The sequence below is a fragment of the Kribbella sp. NPDC055071 genome (assembly GCF_053608045.1).
The window spans coordinates 251,895-270,953 of record NZ_JBSGUS010000009.1 but is presented as its reverse complement, the minus strand read 5'-3'; the positions used below and the strand labels follow the sequence as shown (position 1 = coordinate 270,953).

The window sequence follows — 19,059 nt, the reverse complement described above, 5'->3', positions numbered from 1 at the left end:
TTGCGGCGGAGTAACTGGTGGATCTAGCGGACCCGCGCATGCGCCGCTAGCCTCGGCGGCGTGCTACATCTGCTCATCGACACCTCCACGTGGCTGGATTTGTCTAAGCGGCGCGACGGCCAGCGTTGGATTGTGGCGCTCCGCTTGCTGGTTCATCAAGGGGAGCTTGAGCTGCTGGTTCCTGAGGTGGTCGTTGACGAGTTCGAGCGCAACCGTGAGCGGGTCGAGACGTCGATGACGGCGACTGTCGCACAACGCTTCAAGCTCATGAAGCAGGATCTCGGTGACTACGGAGGCACTGATTACGAACAAGCGCTTTCCGTCATCGAGGGTCTCACTCATCAAGTCCCGCTCATCGGTGCAATGACGACACGCAATTTCAAGGACGTTCTCGAACTGCTTCGAAACGCCCGCGTCCTCGTCCCGACGGAGGCAGACCGCAGCCGAGTCGTGGAGCGCGGTCTGGACAAGAGAGCGCCGTTCCATCGCTCCCGCAGCAGCGTGGCCGATGCTCTCCTCATCGAGCTGTACTCGACCGCGGCCAGTGAAGTCGATCTCGGCCAAGAACCACACGCTTTCGTAACTTCTAACAGTGAGGACTTCTCACTACCGAACGGGGACAAGCGAGAACCTCACCCGGACATCGCTAGCCTGTTCGCGGTGGATGGCTCGAACTACGGTCTGGGTGTTGATGGGCTGGATGCCGTACTCCTGGACCATTTCGGCAGTGAGATAGAGGAGCTCTACGAGGAGACATATTTTGAGGAGGAACCTCGGAAACTCGCCGAGATCACAGCTGCGGAGCAAGAGTTCTACGACCGGGTCTGGTACCACCGGTCGCTGCAACACGAGTATCGGCTCGAGGATGCCGGCGACGGAGAAGGGATCGACCGTCTTCTCGCGATCGCAGGCCCAGGGCGGAGACGGGTCGAGGTGACTTATCACGAGCCCGGACAGCTCGGCCCGTACAGCGATTTCGAACTGGGCATGCTTCACGGCAAGCTGTCTGCTCTGCGGTGGGTCTTGGGCAGCGAATGGGACTTTCTGGACACGTAGCAGGCGGGCGACCAGTCGTGGCGCGCCCACGGACGCGACGACCCGGCGGGCTTGCCCGCTGACCATGCTGCGCCCGCGCAGGCCTCGGCCTCGTGGTGCCGGTCGTGGTGCGAAATGGTGTTAATCGCTGGTGATCAGCGGGGCGTGGTGCAAGCCGTACGCAAACAAAAGCGCTGGTAGAGGCTGGATGAGGCGGTGACGTTCCTCCTCGTAATGAGAAGGTCGTCGGTTCGATTCCGACAGGCGGCTCCACTCCGCTAGACGGAGAAACCCCAGGTCACGACGTACATGACCTGGGGTTCTGCATGTTCCGACCGCCTCGTGGTGCGGCTCATGGAGCGGGTTTGCTAACACTCTTGCTAACTGGGCACCAGCGCGGACGCCTCCGGACCCTCGTCCTCGTCTGTCTCCTCGTCACCGTCCTCCTCGGCGTTAGCAGGCCCCGACTGGGCAGCCGCCGCGGCGAAGACGCCGGCGACACCGGCCGCGTGGGTCCGCATCACGTGCGCATGGATCCGGAGAGTGATCGCTGGGTCGGCGTGGCCCAGTCGCTCAGCTACCACATGCACCGGCACCCCGGCGATCAGAAGTAGCGTCGCGTGTACGTGTCGGAGGTCGTGAAGCCTCGCGTGAGGAAGTGGAGAGGCCGGCGCCTTCTCCGGGTGCTCGGGGTCGGGTGTGTTGTAGGCCCGAATGACCTTGCCCATGAGCTGGGTGACCGTATCCGGGTAGACCGGATCTCCAAGCCCTGTCGTGAACACGTGCCCGGTGTCAGGCCAGGCGTCCCCAACCTTGGCTTGGTCCGCCATCTGGCGGCGACGGTGCGCCTTGAGTTCCCTCACCGTGTCGCGGTCGATGCTCACGACCCGTTCCCGTCCGCCCTTCGTGGTCCCCTCCACCCGTTCGCCCTCCACGACGCCAACCGAGCCGCGGCGAACTCGCCCAACGGGTGGCCGAGCTGCTGTACGCAGTCAACTCCAGGCGCTACCCGATCACCGGCCACTACATCGCCAAGCTAGAACGCGGCGCGGTGTGGTGGCCCTGCCAGGAGTACCGAGCGGCCCTCTGCCTCATCCTCGGAGCAAGCAACGACGCCGAACTGGGCTTCCGTCCGCCAACAGGCCGCCGGTCGGCACGACCCCTCTGAACTTGCACATCAGCCTGCTGTAGTGACCGACTCAGTCGCCCGAGAGCCTGTAGCGAGGGGTTAGTGCGGGCCTCCGGCCTGCCAAGGCGCGATATCGAGCATCGGATACCTCTGGGCGATGCCGGCGAGCGTCTCGTCGGTCCAGAACGGATGGCCGGGTGCGGGGAAGCCGAACAGTTCGAGCTGTCGCGGCGTCGCGCGGCGGACGAACTCGTACCAGGCCGGATCATGGCTGCGGGCCGCCCAGGCAACGCGCTGACCCCAATCCGCCTCCGCCGGCCGATAGATGACCTGCATTGAGTACCGAGCGCCCAGGGCCTTCCGCAGCCCGGTCCCGCGGTGAAAGGTGCGGGTGTTGAACGCGACTACCGATCCTGCTGGAGCGGAGCCGGACTCCTCGGCGTCGTACAGGCGGGTGTTGTCATCAGGGGAGACGAAGTTGCCGCTGCCGCCGGTACGCGGATAGAAGTTCGGATTCATCGGCAGGTCAGCGGTGCTGTCGTAAGGCACCAGGTGCGGCGGCCCGAGCTCTTCCGGGACGTCGACCAGAAACACGAACAGTTCGAGGTGCTGGTATCGGTCATCGGTGGATGGCACCAGGACCGTCTGGTTCAGATAGTCGCGGTGCAGCTCCTGGTCATACGACGCAGCACCTGTGTACTTCGCCCAAGCCTCAGCCGATGACAGCCGCAGATCGGTCTGTCCGAGCAGCACCTCGGCAAGGGCCACGATCTTCGGATGCACGGCAAGCATGCTGAACTCGCTGCTGGCGAACGGAAAAACATCGATCCCGTCGAACTCGTCCTCGACGTACCTTGACCGCCGATCGTCGGTGCCGTCGTGGAACCCCTCAGGCGTCGGAAACATCGTTGCCAGCTCGCCCCGGGCCGGCGACAGATCGTCGGTCGACAAGAACCCCGGGAGGATCACAAACCCACGCGTTCGCCACTCGTCCACGACGTCCTCAGGCACCATGACCGTCACTCTGTCGGCGTTCTGTTCCAGTGCGCAAACGGTTTTCGTGCAGATCCTGCCATGCTGTCCGCGCTGGAGCGCCCTCCCAGGTCGACCGGCGGAAAGAGCCGCACATCAGTCGACCGAGGACAATCTCGGCTCATGCCTGTCTGCCGGGTTGACCTCTTATGGATCAAGGCGCGCCGCAAGCGGCGCGCAGCGCGGCCCGGGCTTACGACCTCCGGCCGACGCCCTCCGCCGCACGCGACATCTGCGGATCGCCGATCCCTAAGAATTCAGCCGCCTGACAGGGGCAGCCGAGTGACGAACTCGGCGAAGGCCGGCGGTTGGCCTCGTCCCCCTGGTCGCTCGATCGTACGGCCACCACGACACGCATCAAGAGCGCCTGCGGCGTCCCTGCGGGATCGGCAAGCCGACTCTTGACCCGTGCCGCGCTGACCGGGGTGGCAGCTATCAGGGGGACGGGGCAGGTGTGGCGGTCGATCCCTTGGCGCGGCGCTGCCAAATCCAGCCACGATCACGGCATTTGCTGAGGTCCCCGGCGCATAGGCGGGATGTAGTCGTGTCCAAACTGACGTGGAAGTGCCAACCGTCTCGGGTACGGACGATCATTCGTGGATCGTCGTTCAGGATTCCTTGCTCGTATCCGCGAGCAAGCCAGGACAACACACACATCACAGCGTTGGGGTCGACCGCTGGCGTTCGCTGTCCGGTGACTCGATCTGTACCGCGGTTCGGCCTGCCGGCCAGCTCGATACCCACGAAGTCGATTGCCCTCGCAAGTACATCACTCTTCAAGACGGCGCGATCTCGATATCCTCTGATCTCGGCCTCATCTACGTCGTCATACACAACACCGTCGTAGAGGTCGTGGCAGCTCGAACAAAGGGGAAGAACGTTTCCCAGGTCATGGAAAAGCCGAACTGCCTCCCCCATATGCCAGTCTGTCGGCGGCACGCGATCGTCGATCGGGGCCCCTGCCCGCTCCCTGCACCTCGGCCAATCGTGGATGTGTGCGACCTTTACCGGGCGATCTGCGCCGCACCTCAGGCATTGCTCCCCGAACACGGCGAACGCTGCCTTGCGCAGGTACCCAGGAGTCGGTGGCCGACCGAGAACGGACATGCTCCAACGCTACGCCTCCACTCCCTCGTCGCTCACGAGCAGCCAGCACAACGCGCATCAAGAGTGCCGACGGTCCTGCGGGATCGCAAGCCCAGCGCCGCACCGACCTTAGTTGCCGGCGCTCTCAGGGGGCGGAGGTAGGGGTGTTTGGCGGATTTGCATCGGGGTCGTCGGGTGATGAAGCCGGCCTCTCTCCGGCACCGGCTCCGCCGCGGCCGTACTGCAGCATCCAGTCCGGAGGGGGTGGAATTATGCCGGCAGCGGCAGCGATTTCCATGCCGCTTCTGCCGCCACGCCCTCCTCTATCGAGTTGCCCAGCCTCGCCGCCCTCACCGCCAACCGCGAGGCCATCGCCCTCAACCTGTCCACCACCGCCATCCCCACCGGTGCCCCCTGGGCCTGCGCCGCCGCCAGGGCCGCCAATCGCAACGCCGTTCCTACCGACCGATGCCGCGCCACCACGACCACCTCTGCCTCCGCCCTGCGCCCGGACCGTGTACATGACCGCATCAGCCAGAGTGAGGAACTCGATCGCCCGCTCGGCAGTCGTGTCTGCTGCTAGGCCGTGGGACGCCATGTTTCGTAGTACGGCCAGACCTTCGATTGCTCGCAGGGTTTCTTCGGTCACTACGTCGTGCTGTCGACCCAGGCGCGCCAGACTGGCGAGACTGGTGGGCGATGGCATTGGAATGCCTCGGGCGGCTAGCTCACCAGAGACAGTGTTTCGCAGCTCAGCCTCAACTCTCGCTGCTGCCTCCATCACGGCCGCAGTGGGCATGGCGCGGGCCAACTCCCCGAGTTCGTCCACTAGTGAGTCGCGGGGGAGAACTCTCGCGGCTATAGGGGGAAGGCCAGGTTGCTCCAGCTCTACCTCGGCTTTGGAGATCGTGCGATCCCACTCGACCTCGAACGGTCCAGCCTTGAGTTTGCGGATCGCCGGAGTCAAAAGCTCAATGATCTTGGACCGAAACAACAGGGCAACGACAAGTACGACGACTGGCCATGCCATGGCCTGAACCAACGCAGCGACGAACTCCATCACGGACACGCGACGAGAGTACGACGGAAGCATCGCGAGTGCAGGCAACTGGCCAGCGTGGGCAATGTGGACGCCGCCGCAGGCCGAGAGCGGACGCTTGGTTGGAGCCTGACAGCGTGGGCTTTGCAGCTGTTTGAGATGCGGGGAAGCTAGGAGGAGAGCTCGGCTGTCGTTACGCTGAGCGCGGCTGCAGTCGCACCAGGTGTTGCAGGTTTGTGATGGTCACAACAAGACGAGGACTTGCGAGCGCTGTGCGACTCTGCCTACTCTGGGGGTCATTCCTCCCCGTCGTCCCTTTGGGATTGGCGGGGATTTTTCTTTCGTGGGGGGCCACGTTGGTAGAGCGAGTCGCTGTTTTCGTTGACTATCAGAACGTTCATAACGGTGCGCATCGGCAGTTCTGCGACCACGGGACGCAGATCCACGAAGCTCTCGTGCATCCGTTGCGGCTGGGACAGAAGATCGTTGAGAAGCGGTCAATCAAACGTCCGTCTGAGCTGGCGGCTGTCAGGGTTTTCCGAGGCCGGCCAAACCCTGAGCATCAGCCGACTCCTACAGCGGCAAACGACGCTCAGGCCTACGCCTGGGAGCAGGATGAGATCGTGACGGTCATACGTCGTGATCTCAACTACCGGGGGTGGCCAGAGCAGTCTGCCCGCGAGAAGGGCGTAGACGTGGCGTTGGCCATCAGCTTAGTGAGAGCAGCGGTAAATCAAGACTTCGATGTAGCCGTGGTCTTCAGTTGTGACACGGACCTGCTGCCCGCGCTTGAGATGGCCTACTACGACACCGAGACCCGGCTTGAAATCGCATGTTGGAGCGGCCAGAAGACTCTCTGGTTTCCTGAGGAGCGTGCCAGGGGCCGCAACACGCCGTACTGTCACTTCCTCAACGCGGAAGACTTCGAGGCCGTTCGAGACAGCACGGACTATCTCGCTGGTCGCAGTCCAGGACGGTAGAGCATCGAGGCGATCGATTGCTAACGGCTCTGCTAACAACCGTGTGGACGCCTGTAGAAGATGCTGGCAATCGGCGCGGCTCTGCGGGCACCAGCCAGGCTGCTCTGGACTCCGCTGGACGCCCGTCGCGGCACTCGTAATGAGAAGGTCGTCGGTTCGATTCCGACAGGCGGCTCCACGAAAGGCCCTTTGACCAGGCGAAACGCCTGAGTTGGAGGGCCTTCTTCGCGTGGTGAAGCCAATCCGGCGCACGTACCCCAGTCACGGTCCTTCGGTGCCGGCCTTGCTGTTGCCGCCGGTGCCATCTGGAACAGCCGTGCAGTAAATGAGAACGGTCGTTTCGCTTTGGAGTACGCTCGACGTGGGGGGCCGAGAGCAGAAGGAGCGAATGATGGCGAGTGCGGAGTTGGGGTCCGAGGTCGCGTTGGTGACCGGTGCGACCGGTGTGATCGGCCGCGCGATCGCGGCCGAGCTCGGGGCGCGTGGTGCGGCCGTGCTGGTGACCGGGCGGCGTAAGGAGGTCCTGGAGGAGGTGGCCGACAGTTTGCGTCGCAGCGGGGTCCGCGTTGAAGCGGTTGTCGGGGACGTGACGGATCCCGCCCAGGTCGAGGAGGCCGTCAGCAGGGCGAACGAGGCATTCGGACCGGTCACGACGTTGGTGAACAACGCCGGTGCGACCGAGGGGATGGCCACCGTGGCTGACAGCGATCCGGCGGCTTGGCGGGACACCCTGTTGGCCAACGTCTACGGGCCGTTCCTGTTCGCGCATGCGGTGCTGCCGGCGATGCTTCAGGCCGGCCGCGGCCGAATCATCACTGTGGCAAGCCGAGCCGGTACGGCGGTTGTCCCCGGCAGCTCGAGCTATGTCGTGTCGAAGACCGCGGCCATCCGGTTGAGCGAGTCCATCGCCGTCGAGACCCGGGGGACCGGGGTATCGGCGTTCAGCCTGCACCCCGGCGGCATCCCCAACCCTTCGGTGGAAGAAATGATCGAGCGCGGAGTCGTGACCCGGGATCGTTTCCCGGATCGCCCGGAGGACGCCGCGCGGGTGATCGCCGATCTCGCGAGCGGCCGGTACGACGTACTGTCCGGCGCCTACCTGGATCTCAACGACAACCTGGACGAGGTCGCCGAGCTGGCTGCGAGGCAGACGCCGGTTCGGATCCTGCGCGTCACGGACCTGCCCGACGCCTTCCACGCGGTTCCGATGTTCGGATGATCATCGCTTGATGGTCAGAGTCTGGGGCTCGGTGAACTCGAGCAGGCCGGCCAGGCCGCTCTCGGTTCCGATGCCGGACTGCTTGAGCCCGCCGAACGGTACCTGCGGGCTGAGGTGCATGATCTCGTTGACCCAGACGGTGCCGGATTGGATCCGCTGGGCGACCTCGAAAGCGGCGTCCGGATCGGCTGACCACACGGACCCGCCGAGGCCGTACTGGCTCGCGTTGGCGCGGGCGATCGCGTCGTCGACGTCGTCGTACTTGAGTAATGGCAGGACCGGGCCGAACTGCTCCTCCTGGACGATGCGTGCGTCCTCGGGCGGGTTGTCCACGAGGGTGGGCTGGATGAAGAACCCGGGGGAGTCGTCGGGCAGGCCGCCGGTCAGGAAGCTGTACCCGTTCTGCTGACAGTCCTTGAGTAGTTCTACGACGGTGTCGTACTGCCGCTGGTTGGAGACGGGCCCGAGTTGGACGCCCTCCTCGGTCGGGTCGCCGACCCTGACACCCTTCGCGTAAGCGGTGAGTTCGGTGGCCAGTTCGGCGTAGATGTCTGCGTGGATGTAGATGCGCTTGGCCGCGAGGCAGATCTGGCCGGAGTTGCTGAAGGCTGCCCAGAAGAGCTTCTCCGCGGTCGCCTTGACGTCGACGTCCGGTAGCACGATCGCAGGGTCGTTGCCGCCGAGTTCGAGGGTGATGCGACTGAGCGACTCTGCCGCGGCTGCCATCACCAGTTTGCCGGTGCGGGTCGAGCCGGTGAAGCTGATCTTGTCGAAGCCGGGGTGTGCGGTGACCTGTGCCCCCAGGCCGTCGTCCCCGGTGATGACGTTCAGTACGCCGGCTGGGACGACGTCCCGCAGAATCGCGCCCAGCTCGAGATTCGCCAGTGGCGCGGCGAGCGATGGCTTCAGGACGACGGTGTTGCCGGCCAGCATCGCCGGGCCGACCTTGAAGGAGGCCTGGCCCAGTGGGTAGTTCCAGGGCGTGATCGCGGCGACCACGCCCAGCGGGAGCCGACGGGTGATGGAGAGTCGTTCGGCATCGTCCTGGTTGATCGTCTCGGGTAGCTCGAGAGCGGCGGTCTCGCGCAGCCAGTAGCTGAGTCCGGAGACCTCGGTCCGGGCCACGTCGATGGGCTTGCCCTGTTCGGCGGTAATCAGTTGGGCGAGCGTCTCGGTGTTTGCGTCGATGGCTTCCGCCATCGCGATCAGTACCTTCTGCCGCTCCGCGATGGGGCGGGCAGACCAAGCCGGGAAGGCGTCGCGGGCCGCGGCGACGGCGGCGTCGAGTTGCTGCGGCGTGCAGTTGGGTGCGTCGCCGACGACTGCACCGTTCGCCGGGTTGACGACGGGGAAGAAGGCGTCACCGTCGACAGCGTTGCCGCCGATGGTCATCGTGAAAGGAGAGGTCATGGTTCGACTCTGGAATCGCTGCCACGGCTGAAGAAGGGTGGATGTCCCTGGGTGTGGCGCTCCTAGGCAGAAGCACCCTTCCTCGGTCCGGCCGCGGGCCGAATGATGAGTGCATGGTGGATTATTCGGAATTCGAGGCGTTGGCCCCGTTCCTGCGACTGGTCGAGGAATCCCTGGCAGGGCTCGTCGACGGCGATCGGTACTTCGATCTGTTCGCCGAGGACGTCGTGATGGAGTTCATCTACGCCCCACCCGGTACGCCGCCCTCGATCCACGGACGGCAGACGATGATCGACGCGTGGCGCGGGTACGGCGACATCATCCGGCTCGACCGGATGAGCAACGAGAAGATCTACCGGACGACCGATCCCGGTGTGCTGATCCTCGAGTACGAGAGTCACGGCAAGGGTGTGGTCACCGGCCGTCCGTACCACCAGAAGTACCTGTCGATCGTCGCGATCAAGGATCGCAAGGTCGTCTACTGGCGCGACTACTCGAATCCGCTCGTCGTCAGCGAGACGATCGGAGGCTCGGACCAGATGGCACACGCGATGTTCGCGCCGCAGGAGAGCGAGTCATGAGCGATCTGACCACCGGCTACGCCCGCCCGCCGTGGACCGACTATGCGCGGATGTTCGACCTCACTGGCAGGAAAGCCCTGGTCATCGGCGCGGGTGGCGGAATCGGCCGAGCAGCTGCCCACGGCCTCGCCGCCCAAGGAGCGCACGTGGTCTGCGCCGACCGTGACGGCGCGGCGGCGAAAGACACTGCGGCCGCCATCGACGGCGAGGCACGCGAGCTGGACCTGCTGGACCGTGCTGCCGTTCGAGCGGCCGCCGAGGAGCTGACTGATCTCGACATCGTCGTCTTCACCCCGGCAACCAACGTCCGCCGGCCGCTTCTGGACTACACCGACGCCGAGTTCGACCAGATCTTCGCCGTCAACCTCCGGGCCGCCTTCGATATCGTGCGGGCCTTCGGCAAGCCGATGACGGCGCGAGGACGCGGCTCGATCATAGGTACGTCGTCCATCCGTTCACTGGTCACTGAGCCGGGACAGGGTCTCTACGCGGCGTCCAAGGCCGGACTCAACCAACTGCTGCGCGCGGCTGCGGCGGAACTCAGCCCGTACGGCGTTCGGGTCAACGCCGTCGCGCCGGGTGTGACGGAGACCGGGATGACACTTCCGCTCCGCTCCGATGCCGAGCGGTACGCCGCCTATGCGTCGCACACCACGCTCGGTCGCTGGGCCCGGCCCGAGGAGCTCGCCGGTGCCATCGTGTACCTCGCCTCGGACGCGGCGAGTTATGTCACCGCGAGCGTGCTCGTCGTCGACGGCGGCTGGACAGCGATCGACGGCCCGTACAGTCACTCGGTCTGATCGGGTCAGCGCGCGGTAGCGTCGGCGTACAAGGAACCGAGCAGCGCCAGTGAGTCCTCGTCGGGGGAGCCTGGTGCGGCCGTCCCGACCAGAAGGTATTGGCCTGGCGCGCTCTGAACGGTGAAGGTCTGATAGGTGAGGGTCAGCTTGCCGACGTCCGGGTGGTTGAAGGTCTTCGACTTGGCACCCAGGCTGCTGACACCGTGCTCGCGCCAGAGCGCGGCGAATTCCTTGCTGCTGGCAATCAGTTCGTCGACCAGCGGCCGGACCGCCGGATCCTCGTCGGCCGCCAGCCGCAAGGCCTCGACCGAGTCTCTCGCGACGGCCTCCCAATCGGCGAAGAGTTCACGGGCCACCGGGTCGTGGAACAAGGTATGGAGCATGTTGCGCGGGTCCGCGAAGCGCGACAGCAGCGCGTTGGCGAGGTCGTTCGACGCGAGCACCTGCATCCGGCGATTGATGACATAGGCAACGGCTGTCGAGAAGCCCGCGACCAGATCCAGCAGGGCCGGGTCCACCTCGTCGGACTGAGCCTCCTCGGACTCCGGAACGATGCCGGCCAGCCGATAGGCGTGCAGACGAGCATCCGCGGTGAGGCGCAGTGCCCGGGCGATAGCACTCATCACCTGGCCGGACGGACGTCGCTCCCTGCCCTGCTCCAGCCGGGTGTAGTAGTCGGCGCTGACGCCGGCCAGCACCGCAACCTCTTCACGGCGCAGCCCCTTGACCCGGCGAGCGCCAGAGGCTGGGAGCCCGACGTCCGCAGGGTTCAGTTCAGCGCGCCGCAACCGCAGAAACTCACCCAGGTCGCTCACATCAGGAGCGTACGCCGGGATCCGCGCCGTCGGCAGTGATCTGGTCGTTCCTAGGAGTACTGCACCCCGGAAGACCCGTCCTGTCTGTCGGGTCGCGGGATCGGCATGCTGGGAGTGTGATCTCAGAACTGCAAGTGACGAAATGGGTCGAGAGCTATGTCGAGGCATGGCGGAGCGGCGCGGCGAAGGACATCGCGGCGCTGTTCACGGCGAATGCCGAGTACCACGAGTTGCCCTACGCAACCGACTGGATCGGCAGGCCCGCGATCGTCGAAGGCTGGCGGTCGCGCGAGGACTGGCAGCAGGGCGGCTGGAGGTTCGAGTGGTCGATCCTCGCGATCAACGGCGACACCGCGGCCATCGAAGGCACCGGGACCTACACCGAGCTCGGCACCTTCGCCAATCTCTGGACAGTGACCCTCAACAGCCGCGGCAGGTGCAGCATGTTCCGCATGTGGAACAACCAGATAGCGAGCTGATCACGCCGGGACTGCTAGACGAGTTGATTGGTTTCCTCGACCACCGCGGAGTGGATCCCCACCGAGGTCTCACGCATGTACGCCGCCCGCAGTTCGTGAGCCTTCTGGTAGGCCTCGGACTGCAGGGCCTCCTGCATCTGCTCGATCGAGTCGAAGCTGATCTGCACGATCGCGTCGATCGGATCCTCGGCGCCGTCGATCGCGAGGTCGGACAAGAAGTACTGGATGTAGGCCCTGGTCTGGGGGAGCGCCTGGTACGTCGGTCCGTAGTCGTCCTTCATGAAACGCCGGAACTCGGCGGTCCCGATCTCGGACTTCTTCCGGATCACGGTCAGCAAGGTGTGCACGATCATCTCCCTCTACTGAACACCTGTTCAGGACAGCAAAGTATCATGGACAGGTGTTCAATAGGGCCCGTGCCCAAACAGGAGTCCCGTGATCTGCGCGCCGTCCTGCTCCAGAAGGCGATCGACTTGCTCGCCGAGCCGCAGGCGGTCGCCGTACCGTCGCTGCGTTCGATCGCTCGGGCTTGCGAGGTCGCGCCGTCGGCCGTGTATTGGCATTTCCCGTCGGAGGCGGACCTGCGCTCGGCCGTTCTGGATGCCGAGTACGCCGACATGGTCGAGTCGATTGAGCGCGCACTCGACGAACGCCCGGCGGACTCGGATGCCCTGGAGGTGGCCGGTCAGGCCTATGTGGTCTGGGGTTTGAGCCACCCTGGTGCCTACCAGTTGCTCTTCGAGAGCGCCGATCCGATCCCCGAGACCCGCGCCAAGCACGGTCAGCGGCTGCAGAACCGCATCGTCGAACTCTCCAGGGCCGTCGACGCCGGCGACCCCTTCTCAGCGGCTCTCCTGTTGTGGACCGTCTGGCATGGACTCGTTTCCCTGCGGTTGCACAAGACCGAGTGGAGCTGGGGAATGACCCCGGCGCAGGCGAACGTGCGCTTGATCAACGCCTTGAAGACGGTTCGATAGCTCCAGGCCGAGTAAGGCCTAGTCCTCGCGGACCAGTGAAGTGACCTGAGGCTGGCCGGCGATGAGTGGGCCGGCCTTGTCCAAGAAGGCGGCGAACCCGGGCGCCTCCTCGCGATTGTCGAGCGCGGCCGGATCGGACCACTCCTCGTAGATGACGAATTCTCCTGGATCGTCGGTGGCCCGATGGACGCGGTAGGCCAGGTTCCCAGGCTCCTTGCGGGCAACGCCGGCCAGCGAGATGAGCAACGACTCCAGTTCGTCGGCCGAACCCGGTACGGCGTGGATCCGGCCGATGGCCGCGGTCGTGCCGCTGCGGCCGGACGGGCCGTTCTCGAGCCAGGGGGAGTGGTACTGGATCCGGCTGGGATCGAGGTTGTGGTTGGCGTTGGTGTAGATGCGGAGCTTGAGCCCGTCCGGGTCGGGCACAACCACCACCCAGCCGATGATGCCGACCAGGACCGGCGAGTGCTCGACCCCGATCGCGTCGAGATGCTCGATCCAGGCGTCGAGGCCGGCGGGGTCTTCGACGGCCAGGGCCAGGGGCCCACAGCCGGCCATCCCGGCCGCGGCGGTCGGGTTGAGACGGAGCTCGAGGCCGGCGCCGAGACCGGGGACCTCGAGTCCGACGGCGAACAGCGGTGCGTCACTGGGTTTGTGGTCGACATGGTCGCGGCGGCGGGCGCCGAGGACCTTGCCGTACCAGTCGATGCTGCGGTCCAGGTCGCTGACCGGGGTCTGCAGGTGGTGGATCCCGGCGTACGGGGGAATCGTGGTCATGGTCAGTCCTCGCTGTCGGAGAAGGTGGCGGTGCGGTCGACGGGTACGCCCTGTTTCCAGATCTTGGCGATGCCGTAGACGCCGGTGATCTCGGCGTTCGGGGCGCCGATCGCCAGGAGCAGGTCGGCGCGCAGTCCCGGTACGATGCGGCCGCGGTCGCTCAGCCCGAACGCGTCGGCGGCCGCGGAGGTGGCGGTGGTCAGCGCCTCGGCGGGCGAGAGTCCGGCCTCCACCATCAGGGTCAGTTCGCCGTGCAGGCTGATGCCGTGCGTGGTCGGATGCCCGGCACCGCCGGTGCCGTCGGTCCCCGCGACCAGCGGTACGCCGGCCCGGAACACCCGGATCGCGAAGTCGGCCGCGTGCCGGACGTCCATCGCCTTCGGGCCCAGGCGCTGGGCCGGATCCGCCGGCAGGTTCAGCAGATCGTTCAGCCGCTGCGGATCGGCGTACGGGCGCAGCCGCGGATCGGCGGCGAGCCGGAACTCGATCGGGTGCCGGCTCATCCCGGCGAGCGTTGCCAGCGTCGGTACGACGAACAGCCCGGCGTCGGCGACCGCATCGATCAGCGTCTGGTCGGAGGGGCCGTCCGCGGGAGCGTGGGCCAGGCCGTCGACTCCGGCGTTGACCGCCGTCCAGGTCGCGGCGCGAGTCATGGTGTGTGCGACGGCTTTCAGACCGCGGTCGTGGGCGGCGGCTACCAGCGCCTTGATCGTCTCCGGCGCGAGTAATGGCATCGGGTGGCCGGCCGCCGTACCGTCCTCGATGAAGATCTTGAGATGGTCGGCGCCGTCGGCGATCCGATCGGCGACGAAGCGCTCGGCGTCCTCCGGACCGGCGACGGTCGGGAATGGCGGCATCATCCCCAGCTCGACCAACTGGCTCGGGTGTCCGCCGGGTGCGGTGGCGCCGGTGGTGGCGATCCGGAAGTCAGCCAGGTCGGAACGCTGCTGGGCAGCGGCGCGGAGTGCGCGCGAGTGCTCGGGTACGCCGCCCATGTCCAGCTCCGTGGTGACCCCGAACACGAGCGCCTGATGGAGTTGAGCGGTGCTCATGGTGTGCGTGTGAGCGTCGATCAGGCCAGGCAGCAGTGTGTAGCCGAGGCCCTCGACGACGGTGGCTCCGGCTGGTACGGCGAGGTAGGGGCCGACGGCGGCGATGGTGGGACCGTCGATGAGGACGTCGGCGCGCTGTTGCAGGTGGACACCGTCGAAGACGGCGACCTCCCGGATGATGGTGGGTGCGGTGGTCATGGGCGGCATCTCCTAAGCGATCGGAAGGTGTTTGAGGAGGTCGGCCGGTGCGCCGCTGGCGGCCAGATAGCCGTCGGGTCGCACGAGCAGTGAAGTGTCGAGACCGGGGAGGCGCTGGACGGTGATGTGCTCGGGAAGCCCGTGGATCTCCCGAGGGTCAGGCGTCGCGAGCGTCCAGGTCAGATCGTTGCCGGGGACGGCGGTGGGTGGGACGCGGTCGCCGATCCGCAGCGAACCGGTCGGACCGTGGGCATAGCTGACGTCGAGTTCGGACAGCTTGGCGGCGACCCATTCGGTGACGCCGAGCGTCCCCGCGGCGGCAGCCAGTACGTCGTTGCGCAGCCGCGCGCCGAGCGGATCGCGAACGGAGGCGAGCTTGGCGAACGTCGCGGTAAAGGCGACCATCTCGGTGGCGACCGGATGCCGTTCCGCGTGATAGCTGTCCAGCAAGTCGTTGCCAGCGGCACCTTTCAGGACGGCGGCCAGTTTCCAGGCCAGATTGCCCGCGTCCTGGATGCCGGTGTTCATGCCCTGTGCGCCCGCCGGGCTGTGGGTGTGCGCGGCATCTCCGGCCAAGAAGACCGGTCCCTTGCGGAAGGACTCGGCCACTCGTTCCTGGACTCGGTACGTCGATGCCCGGATCACCTCGGTCACTGTGGCCTGCCCGGACAGTGGTCCGCGTTCGGTCAGCAACTTCTGCACGTCGTGCAGCGTCGGCTCGCTCATCCCTGGCGGCGCCGGGCTGACCACGCGGTACTGCCCATCGGCCAAGGGCGAGAACAGCAGCATGCCGGCGCCGGACAGGAAGAACGTCGTGTCCTGCGCGATCAGTTCCTCGGCCACGGTGGAGAGCCTGATGTCGGCAATCGTGAACCGCTGCTCGCGCGCCGTACCGGGGAATCCGATACCCGCAGCCGCCCGGACTCCGCTGCGGATGCCGTCGCAGCCCACGAGATAACGCGCCGAGATTGAGCGCAGTACGCCGTCCGGACCGGCGACTGTTGCGCTGACACCGGGGAAGTCGTCGGTGAAGTCGATGAACCGGTGGTCGCGGTGGACCGTGCCGCCGAGCTCCAGAAGCCGGTCGAGCAGACATCCTTCCGTCGTCTGCTGCGACACCAGCAGCACGAACGGGAACGGCGTGTCCAGCTCGGTGAACGACGCCCGGAGCAGGGTCTTCTCGCAGTCGTGCAAGGAGAAACCAGGACTGCGAACGCCCACCTTAACCAGCGCGTCGGCGACTCCGATCCGGTCCAGGAACTCCAGGGTCCGCGGCTGGACGGCGGCCGCCTTGCTACCAGGCTGAATGGACGTGGTGCGGTCGATCAGCACGTGGTCGACGCCCAACTGCCGCAGGCTCGCGGCCAGCGCCAGACCGGCCGGACCGGCACCGACGACGAGGACATCCGTCCGGGTCGGAACCGCTGCTGACGAGGTCATGATTCCTCCTGACTCAAACCGAAACGTACGTTCTCGTTTACGATCTCGAACGTAGCACGTCCAGTGACTTAACGCCAACGACCGTTTCGTTTTGGGTTAGGATCGATCGCATGCCGCGTCTCAGCACGGAACTGTGGGAACAGCGCCGCCGGCACGTCCTCGTCAGTGCCTGGCAGTGCTTCACCCGTGACGGTTTCCACGCCACGTCGATGGACGACATCATCGCCGCCACCGGCATGTCCTCCAGCGCCGTGTACCGCTACTTCCGCAGCAAGAGCGAGTTGGTGGATGCAACCGCGGAGGAGTCGCTCAAGCGGATCCGGGACCTGTTGGCCGGTCTGCTCGCCCAGGAGCCTGCGCCGTCCCTGGCCGAGGTCGTCGAAGCTCTCGTGGATTATGTTGCCAAGCACAACAAAGATGAGGACTACGACCTGTCCAAGATCGCCGTGTACGCCTGGGCCGAGGCGCTCCGCCGTCCGGAGGTGCGGACGCGGACGCACGACTTCTACGCCGGCGTCCGGGCCCAGCTCACCCAGCTCGCGCAACGCTGGCGCGACGACGGCCGGCTCGCGCCGGGCGCCGACCCCGACGCGGTCGGCGCCGTACTGCTGACCATGCTGCCAGGCCTGATCGTCACCCAGCACCTGGTCGACGGCGCCTCCGCGACCCAACTCGTCGACGGCCTGGCCAGCCTGCCGAGCGTCCGTTAGCAGGCCCCGAGGGACTTCCTCAGACCGCCTCTGACCAGGCAAAACGGGGAGGGTTCTGCAGGTATCTGCAGAGGTGTAGGCCGCGCCGGCGTGCGGGCGAGGGGCCACTCGTGGTCTTGCCTGAGCATTAATCACGGCCTTGCCTGGTACCCCCTTCTGCCTGAATGGGGCGTGGGCTCCGAATCACCCGGTGGCGGCCACGACAGGGTCGCCGGGGCAGTTCCTCGGTCGAGGAGTGCTCGTATCTGGCGTCACGGCATCCCCGCCGTAGCCAAGGCCGGCTCTCGAGGCGTACGGAACTCAGGTTGAGAATAGTATGGTTGACTTGAGTATTCCTGACCGGAGGACTGATGAGATCGCCCCAGTATCGGCAATACGTCGAAAAGTTCATCGATTCGGCTGCAGATCGGCACACTCTAGGGCTGGTGTACGGTCGGCGCCGGATCGGTAAGTCGACGCTGCTCGAGGCGGTCACTCGGGAACGGGGCGGCTTCTACTGGGAGGCCACCCGGACCGAGTCGGCGATCCAATTGTCGCGGCTCGGCGAGGCGCTGGGGGAGCACCTGGGAGTCGGGCGGGTCGCGCTGGACAGCTGGGACGAGGCCTTTCGGCAGTTGCTGCGGTTGGGCGAGGAGCGTCAGTTGCCGGTCGTCGTCGACGAGTTCGGGCACGTGCTCGCGGCTGATCCGTCGGCGGACTCGATCGTCGCCACGGCGATCGGGCCGGCGGCGCGGCGTTCCAGCCAGGGGCAGGCACGGCTGGTGTTGTGCGGGTCGGCCATGGCTCTGCTGGGGTCGCTCACCGCCGGGGAAGCACCGCTTCGGGGGAGGGCGGGTCTGGAGCTTGTGATGCAGCCTGCGGACTTTCGTGAGGCCGCCGGCTGGCTCGGCGCAGATGCGGATCTTGTGTTGGCGGCGCGGGTCTATGCCGTGATCGGTGGCGTGGTCGGCTACGCGACGGACATGGTCGACCATGACCTGCCATCTGGGCCGGGAGACTTCGATCGTTGGGTCGCCCAGCGGTTGTTGTCGCCTGCGGCGACGCTGCACTACGAGGCGACGACGCTGTTCGCCGAGGACCCCACGCTCGCCGCCGCGAATCCCGTGATCCTGCACAGCATCCTTGGGGCGATCGCGAACGGGTCCGTCGCCGCGGGCAAGATCGCGAACCAGCTTCGCCGCTCGGTGTCGAACATCGAGCCGGCGGTTCGGCGTCTGATCGCGGCCGGCTTTGTTGTCCGCCACGCTGATCCGGTGCGGTCACAGCGCCCGACGTATGCGTTGGCAGATCCGTTTCTGCAGTTCCATTACGCCGTGTTGGAGCCACACGCCTCGTTGTTGCGTGACCGCGAGCCGTCCGCGCTATGGAAGCGGCGTCTGGCGCCGACGTTCGACGCGCATGTCCGCGGGCCGGTCTTCGAGGAGCAAGTGCGCAGCTGGGTACGCCGCTTTGCCTCTGCGGAAACGCTCGGCGCGGAGCCCGACCACGTGGGACCGTCGGCGGTGGTGATCGATGGAACCGAACGGCAGCTCGATGTGGTCGTCGCCGAAGCGAAGGACCCCGACGAGCCACCAGGGGCCCGCACGATCTCCGCGATCGGCGAAGCCAAGTCCGGTGAGACGATCGGTCACGGACACCTTCGAGTACTGGAACAAGCTCGTGCGGCCTACGGCAGCAGAGCCACGCAGGCCAAGCTGCTGCTGGCAGCCCCGACCTTCACCGCAGAACTTCGCGAAGAAGCCGAACGACGGCACGACATCGAACTGATCGACCTGAAGCGGCTCTATCACGGAAGTTAGCAGTCGGCTTCGGCCAGGAAGCCGTAGAGGCTGCGCAGTTGCTCGCCGAGCCCGTCCAGGCTGGGTGTCAGCACAGCGAGCAGACCTATGCGCTGTTCGTCTAAGTCGGCGGCTGTCCGGGCTCGACGCCGGAGTGCGAAGCCCCGGCAATCAGAACCACCGCTCGAAGAAACTCACGGCGCCGCCCTTTGGGCGCCGGCCCGGTTGAGGCATGGATGTGCGTGCGCTGCAGGGTGGTTGTGCGCTGCGTGAACGTGCCGAGGCGGTACTCGCTTACTACCCCGTCCAGTTCGCTCTTGAAAGGCGGTCCCAACCACACATCTGCACGATCTGCCACCGGCCGACCAGCGACGCCACGAATCTCCCAACTCTTCGCGCAATGGGCGGCGGCATAGCCGTCGTATTGAGGCTCGTTGTCGCGCCGGGTTTGCGGGGATGATCGGGTGAGGAGCCAGCGTTTCATGATCCGTAGTCCACAGTCGGCGTTGACAGATGAGCGCG

20 protein-coding genes are annotated in these 19,059 nt (G+C 66.0%); 9 read left to right on the top strand and 11 right to left on the bottom strand.

Annotation, left to right across the window (positions count from 1 at the left end; all coding sequences use genetic code 11):
* Positions 1-60: 60 nt before the first annotated feature.
* On the top strand, positions 61-1,056 hold the full coding sequence (locus ACWF4Z_RS17695) for a PIN domain-containing protein (RefSeq protein ID WP_452244121.1): 996 nt from the start codon (positions 61-63) through the stop codon (positions 1,054-1,056).
* 359 nt (positions 1,057-1,415) lie between these two features.
* Here ACWF4Z_RS17695 and ACWF4Z_RS17690 read toward each other — a convergent pair whose 3' ends face one another.
* The 4 genes from ACWF4Z_RS17690 to ACWF4Z_RS17675 form a co-directional block, all read right to left on the bottom strand.
* Positions 1,416-1,955 carry a tyrosine-type recombinase/integrase gene (locus ACWF4Z_RS17690; protein WP_452244154.1) on the bottom strand — a complete coding sequence of 180 codons (540 nt, stop codon included), beginning with the start codon at positions 1,953-1,955 and terminating at the stop codon, positions 1,416-1,418.
* A 308-nt stretch (positions 1,956-2,263) separates the two neighbouring features.
* Positions 2,264-3,178: a phytanoyl-CoA dioxygenase family protein gene (locus ACWF4Z_RS17685; protein WP_452244120.1), complete on the bottom strand. Its 915-nt coding sequence runs from the start codon at positions 3,176-3,178 to the stop codon at positions 2,264-2,266.
* A gap of 453 nt (positions 3,179-3,631) precedes the next feature.
* Positions 3,632-4,303: an HNH endonuclease gene (locus tag ACWF4Z_RS17680; RefSeq protein ID WP_452244119.1), complete on the bottom strand. Its 672-nt coding sequence runs from the start codon at positions 4,301-4,303 to the stop codon at positions 3,632-3,634.
* Between the two features lie 124 nt (positions 4,304-4,427).
* Complete coding sequence (locus tag ACWF4Z_RS17675) at positions 4,428-5,351, bottom strand: hypothetical protein (RefSeq protein WP_452244118.1); 924 nt, start codon at positions 5,349-5,351, stop codon at positions 4,428-4,430.
* 209 nt (positions 5,352-5,560) lie between these two features.
* On the opposite strand from ACWF4Z_RS17675, the gene ACWF4Z_RS17670 reads away from it, so the two are divergent.
* On the top strand, positions 5,561-6,301 hold the full coding sequence (locus tag ACWF4Z_RS17670) for an NYN domain-containing protein (protein WP_452244153.1): 741 nt from the start codon (positions 5,561-5,563) through the stop codon (positions 6,299-6,301).
* A 391-nt stretch (positions 6,302-6,692) separates the two neighbouring features.
* The gene (locus ACWF4Z_RS17665) at positions 6,693-7,520 is read left to right on the top strand and encodes an SDR family NAD(P)-dependent oxidoreductase (protein WP_452244117.1); all 828 of its coding nucleotides are present in this window, start codon (positions 6,693-6,695) and stop codon (positions 7,518-7,520) included.
* Here the strand turns inward: ACWF4Z_RS17665 and ACWF4Z_RS17660 are convergent, their stop codons facing one another.
* Positions 7,521-8,930: an aldehyde dehydrogenase family protein gene (locus tag ACWF4Z_RS17660; RefSeq protein WP_452244116.1), complete on the bottom strand. Its 1,410-nt coding sequence runs from the start codon at positions 8,928-8,930 to the stop codon at positions 7,521-7,523.
* A 113-nt stretch (positions 8,931-9,043) separates the two neighbouring features.
* On the opposite strand from ACWF4Z_RS17660, the gene ACWF4Z_RS17655 reads away from it, so the two are divergent.
* Together ACWF4Z_RS17655 and ACWF4Z_RS17650 are read left to right on the top strand one after the other, a co-directional pair.
* Positions 9,044-9,511 carry a nuclear transport factor 2 family protein gene (locus tag ACWF4Z_RS17655; RefSeq protein ID WP_452244115.1) on the top strand — a complete coding sequence of 156 codons (468 nt, stop codon included), beginning with the start codon at positions 9,044-9,046 and terminating at the stop codon, positions 9,509-9,511.
* Positions 9,508-10,311, top strand: coding sequence for an SDR family NAD(P)-dependent oxidoreductase (locus tag ACWF4Z_RS17650; RefSeq protein ID WP_452244114.1), 804 nt, complete (start codon positions 9,508-9,510; stop codon positions 10,309-10,311). The genes ACWF4Z_RS17655 and ACWF4Z_RS17650 overlap by 4 nt, the downstream gene beginning before the upstream one ends.
* A gap of 5 nt (positions 10,312-10,316) precedes the next feature.
* On the opposite strand, the gene ACWF4Z_RS17645 is transcribed toward ACWF4Z_RS17650, so the two are convergent.
* Positions 10,317-11,126, bottom strand: a complete 810-nt coding sequence (locus ACWF4Z_RS17645; RefSeq protein ID WP_452244113.1) for a helix-turn-helix domain-containing protein — start codon at positions 11,124-11,126, stop codon at positions 10,317-10,319.
* A gap of 116 nt (positions 11,127-11,242) precedes the next feature.
* Here ACWF4Z_RS17645 and ACWF4Z_RS17640 point away from each other — a divergent pair, with 116 nt between their 5' ends.
* On the top strand, positions 11,243-11,605 hold the full coding sequence (locus ACWF4Z_RS17640; RefSeq protein ID WP_452244112.1) for a nuclear transport factor 2 family protein: 363 nt from the start codon (positions 11,243-11,245) through the stop codon (positions 11,603-11,605).
* A gap of 14 nt (positions 11,606-11,619) precedes the next feature.
* Here the strand turns inward: ACWF4Z_RS17640 and ACWF4Z_RS17635 are convergent, their stop codons facing one another.
* On the bottom strand, positions 11,620-11,952 hold the full coding sequence (locus tag ACWF4Z_RS17635) for an EthD domain-containing protein (protein ID WP_452244111.1): 333 nt from the start codon (positions 11,950-11,952) through the stop codon (positions 11,620-11,622).
* 69 nt (positions 11,953-12,021) lie between these two features.
* Here ACWF4Z_RS17635 and ACWF4Z_RS17630 point away from each other — a divergent pair, with 69 nt between their 5' ends.
* Positions 12,022-12,582 (top strand): TetR/AcrR family transcriptional regulator, encoded by a 561-nt coding sequence (locus tag ACWF4Z_RS17630; protein WP_452244110.1) that lies wholly within the window; start codon positions 12,022-12,024, stop codon positions 12,580-12,582.
* An 18-nt stretch (positions 12,583-12,600) separates the two neighbouring features.
* Here the strand turns inward: ACWF4Z_RS17630 and ACWF4Z_RS17625 are convergent, their stop codons facing one another.
* Genes ACWF4Z_RS17625 through ACWF4Z_RS17615 form a run of 3 tightly spaced genes read right to left on the bottom strand, consistent with a single transcriptional unit; the run spans position 12,601 to position 16,049 of the window.
* On the bottom strand, positions 12,601-13,359 hold the full coding sequence (locus ACWF4Z_RS17625) for an antibiotic biosynthesis monooxygenase (protein WP_452244109.1): 759 nt from the start codon (positions 13,357-13,359) through the stop codon (positions 12,601-12,603).
* Between the two features lie 2 nt (positions 13,360-13,361).
* Positions 13,362-14,609: an amidohydrolase family protein gene (locus ACWF4Z_RS17620; protein WP_452244108.1), complete on the bottom strand. Its 1,248-nt coding sequence runs from the start codon at positions 14,607-14,609 to the stop codon at positions 13,362-13,364.
* A 12-nt stretch (positions 14,610-14,621) separates the two neighbouring features.
* Positions 14,622-16,049 (bottom strand): FAD-dependent monooxygenase, encoded by a 1,428-nt coding sequence (locus ACWF4Z_RS17615; protein WP_452244107.1) that lies wholly within the window; start codon positions 16,047-16,049, stop codon positions 14,622-14,624.
* 110 nt (positions 16,050-16,159) lie between these two features.
* Between ACWF4Z_RS17615 and ACWF4Z_RS17610 the strand changes: the two genes are divergently transcribed.
* On the top strand, positions 16,160-16,759 hold the full coding sequence (locus tag ACWF4Z_RS17610) for a TetR/AcrR family transcriptional regulator (protein WP_452244106.1): 600 nt from the start codon (positions 16,160-16,162) through the stop codon (positions 16,757-16,759).
* A gap of 425 nt (positions 16,760-17,184) precedes the next feature.
* The gene (locus ACWF4Z_RS17605) at positions 17,185-18,558 is read left to right on the top strand and encodes an AAA family ATPase (RefSeq protein ID WP_452244105.1); all 1,374 of its coding nucleotides are present in this window, start codon (positions 17,185-17,187) and stop codon (positions 18,556-18,558) included.
* 100 nt (positions 18,559-18,658) lie between these two features.
* On the opposite strand, the gene ACWF4Z_RS17600 is transcribed toward ACWF4Z_RS17605, so the two are convergent.
* Positions 18,659-19,021 (bottom strand): hypothetical protein, encoded by a 363-nt coding sequence (locus tag ACWF4Z_RS17600; RefSeq protein ID WP_452244104.1) that lies wholly within the window; start codon positions 19,019-19,021, stop codon positions 18,659-18,661.
* Positions 19,022-19,059 lie beyond the last annotated feature (38 nt).

What these genes read in the sequence shown, in the direction of transcription:
- ACWF4Z_RS17610 (WP_452244106.1), top strand. Translation starts at nt 16,160, where the DNA reads ATGCCGCGTCTCAGCACGGAACTGTGGGAACAGCGCCGCCGGCACGTC.
- ACWF4Z_RS17670 (WP_452244153.1), top strand. Translation starts at nt 5,561, where the DNA reads ATGGTCACAACAAGACGAGGACTTGCGAGCGCTGTGCGACTCTGCCTA.
- ACWF4Z_RS17650 (WP_452244114.1), top strand. Translation starts at nt 9,508, where the DNA reads ATGAGCGATCTGACCACCGGCTACGCCCGCCCGCCGTGGACCGACTAT.
- ACWF4Z_RS17685 (WP_452244120.1), bottom strand. Translation starts at nt 3,178, where the DNA reads ATGGTGCCTGAGGACGTCGTGGACGAGTGGCGAACGCGTGGGTTTGTG.
- ACWF4Z_RS17600 (WP_452244104.1), bottom strand. Translation starts at nt 19,021, where the DNA reads ATGAAACGCTGGCTCCTCACCCGATCATCCCCGCAAACCCGGCGCGAC.
- ACWF4Z_RS17660 (WP_452244116.1), bottom strand. Translation starts at nt 8,930, where the DNA reads ATGACCTCTCCTTTCACGATGACCATCGGCGGCAACGCTGTCGACGGT.
- ACWF4Z_RS17665 (WP_452244117.1), top strand. Translation starts at nt 6,693, where the DNA reads ATGGCGAGTGCGGAGTTGGGGTCCGAGGTCGCGTTGGTGACCGGTGCG.
- ACWF4Z_RS17620 (WP_452244108.1), bottom strand. Translation starts at nt 14,609, where the DNA reads ATGACCACCGCACCCACCATCATCCGGGAGGTCGCCGTCTTCGACGGT.
- ACWF4Z_RS17615 (WP_452244107.1), bottom strand. Translation starts at nt 16,049, where the DNA reads ATGACCTCGTCAGCAGCGGTTCCGACCCGGACGGATGTCCTCGTCGTC.
- ACWF4Z_RS17680 (WP_452244119.1), bottom strand. Translation starts at nt 4,303, where the DNA reads ATGTCCGTTCTCGGTCGGCCACCGACTCCTGGGTACCTGCGCAAGGCA.
- ACWF4Z_RS17625 (WP_452244109.1), bottom strand. Translation starts at nt 13,359, where the DNA reads ATGACCACGATTCCCCCGTACGCCGGGATCCACCACCTGCAGACCCCG.
- ACWF4Z_RS17655 (WP_452244115.1), top strand. Translation starts at nt 9,044, where the DNA reads ATGGTGGATTATTCGGAATTCGAGGCGTTGGCCCCGTTCCTGCGACTG.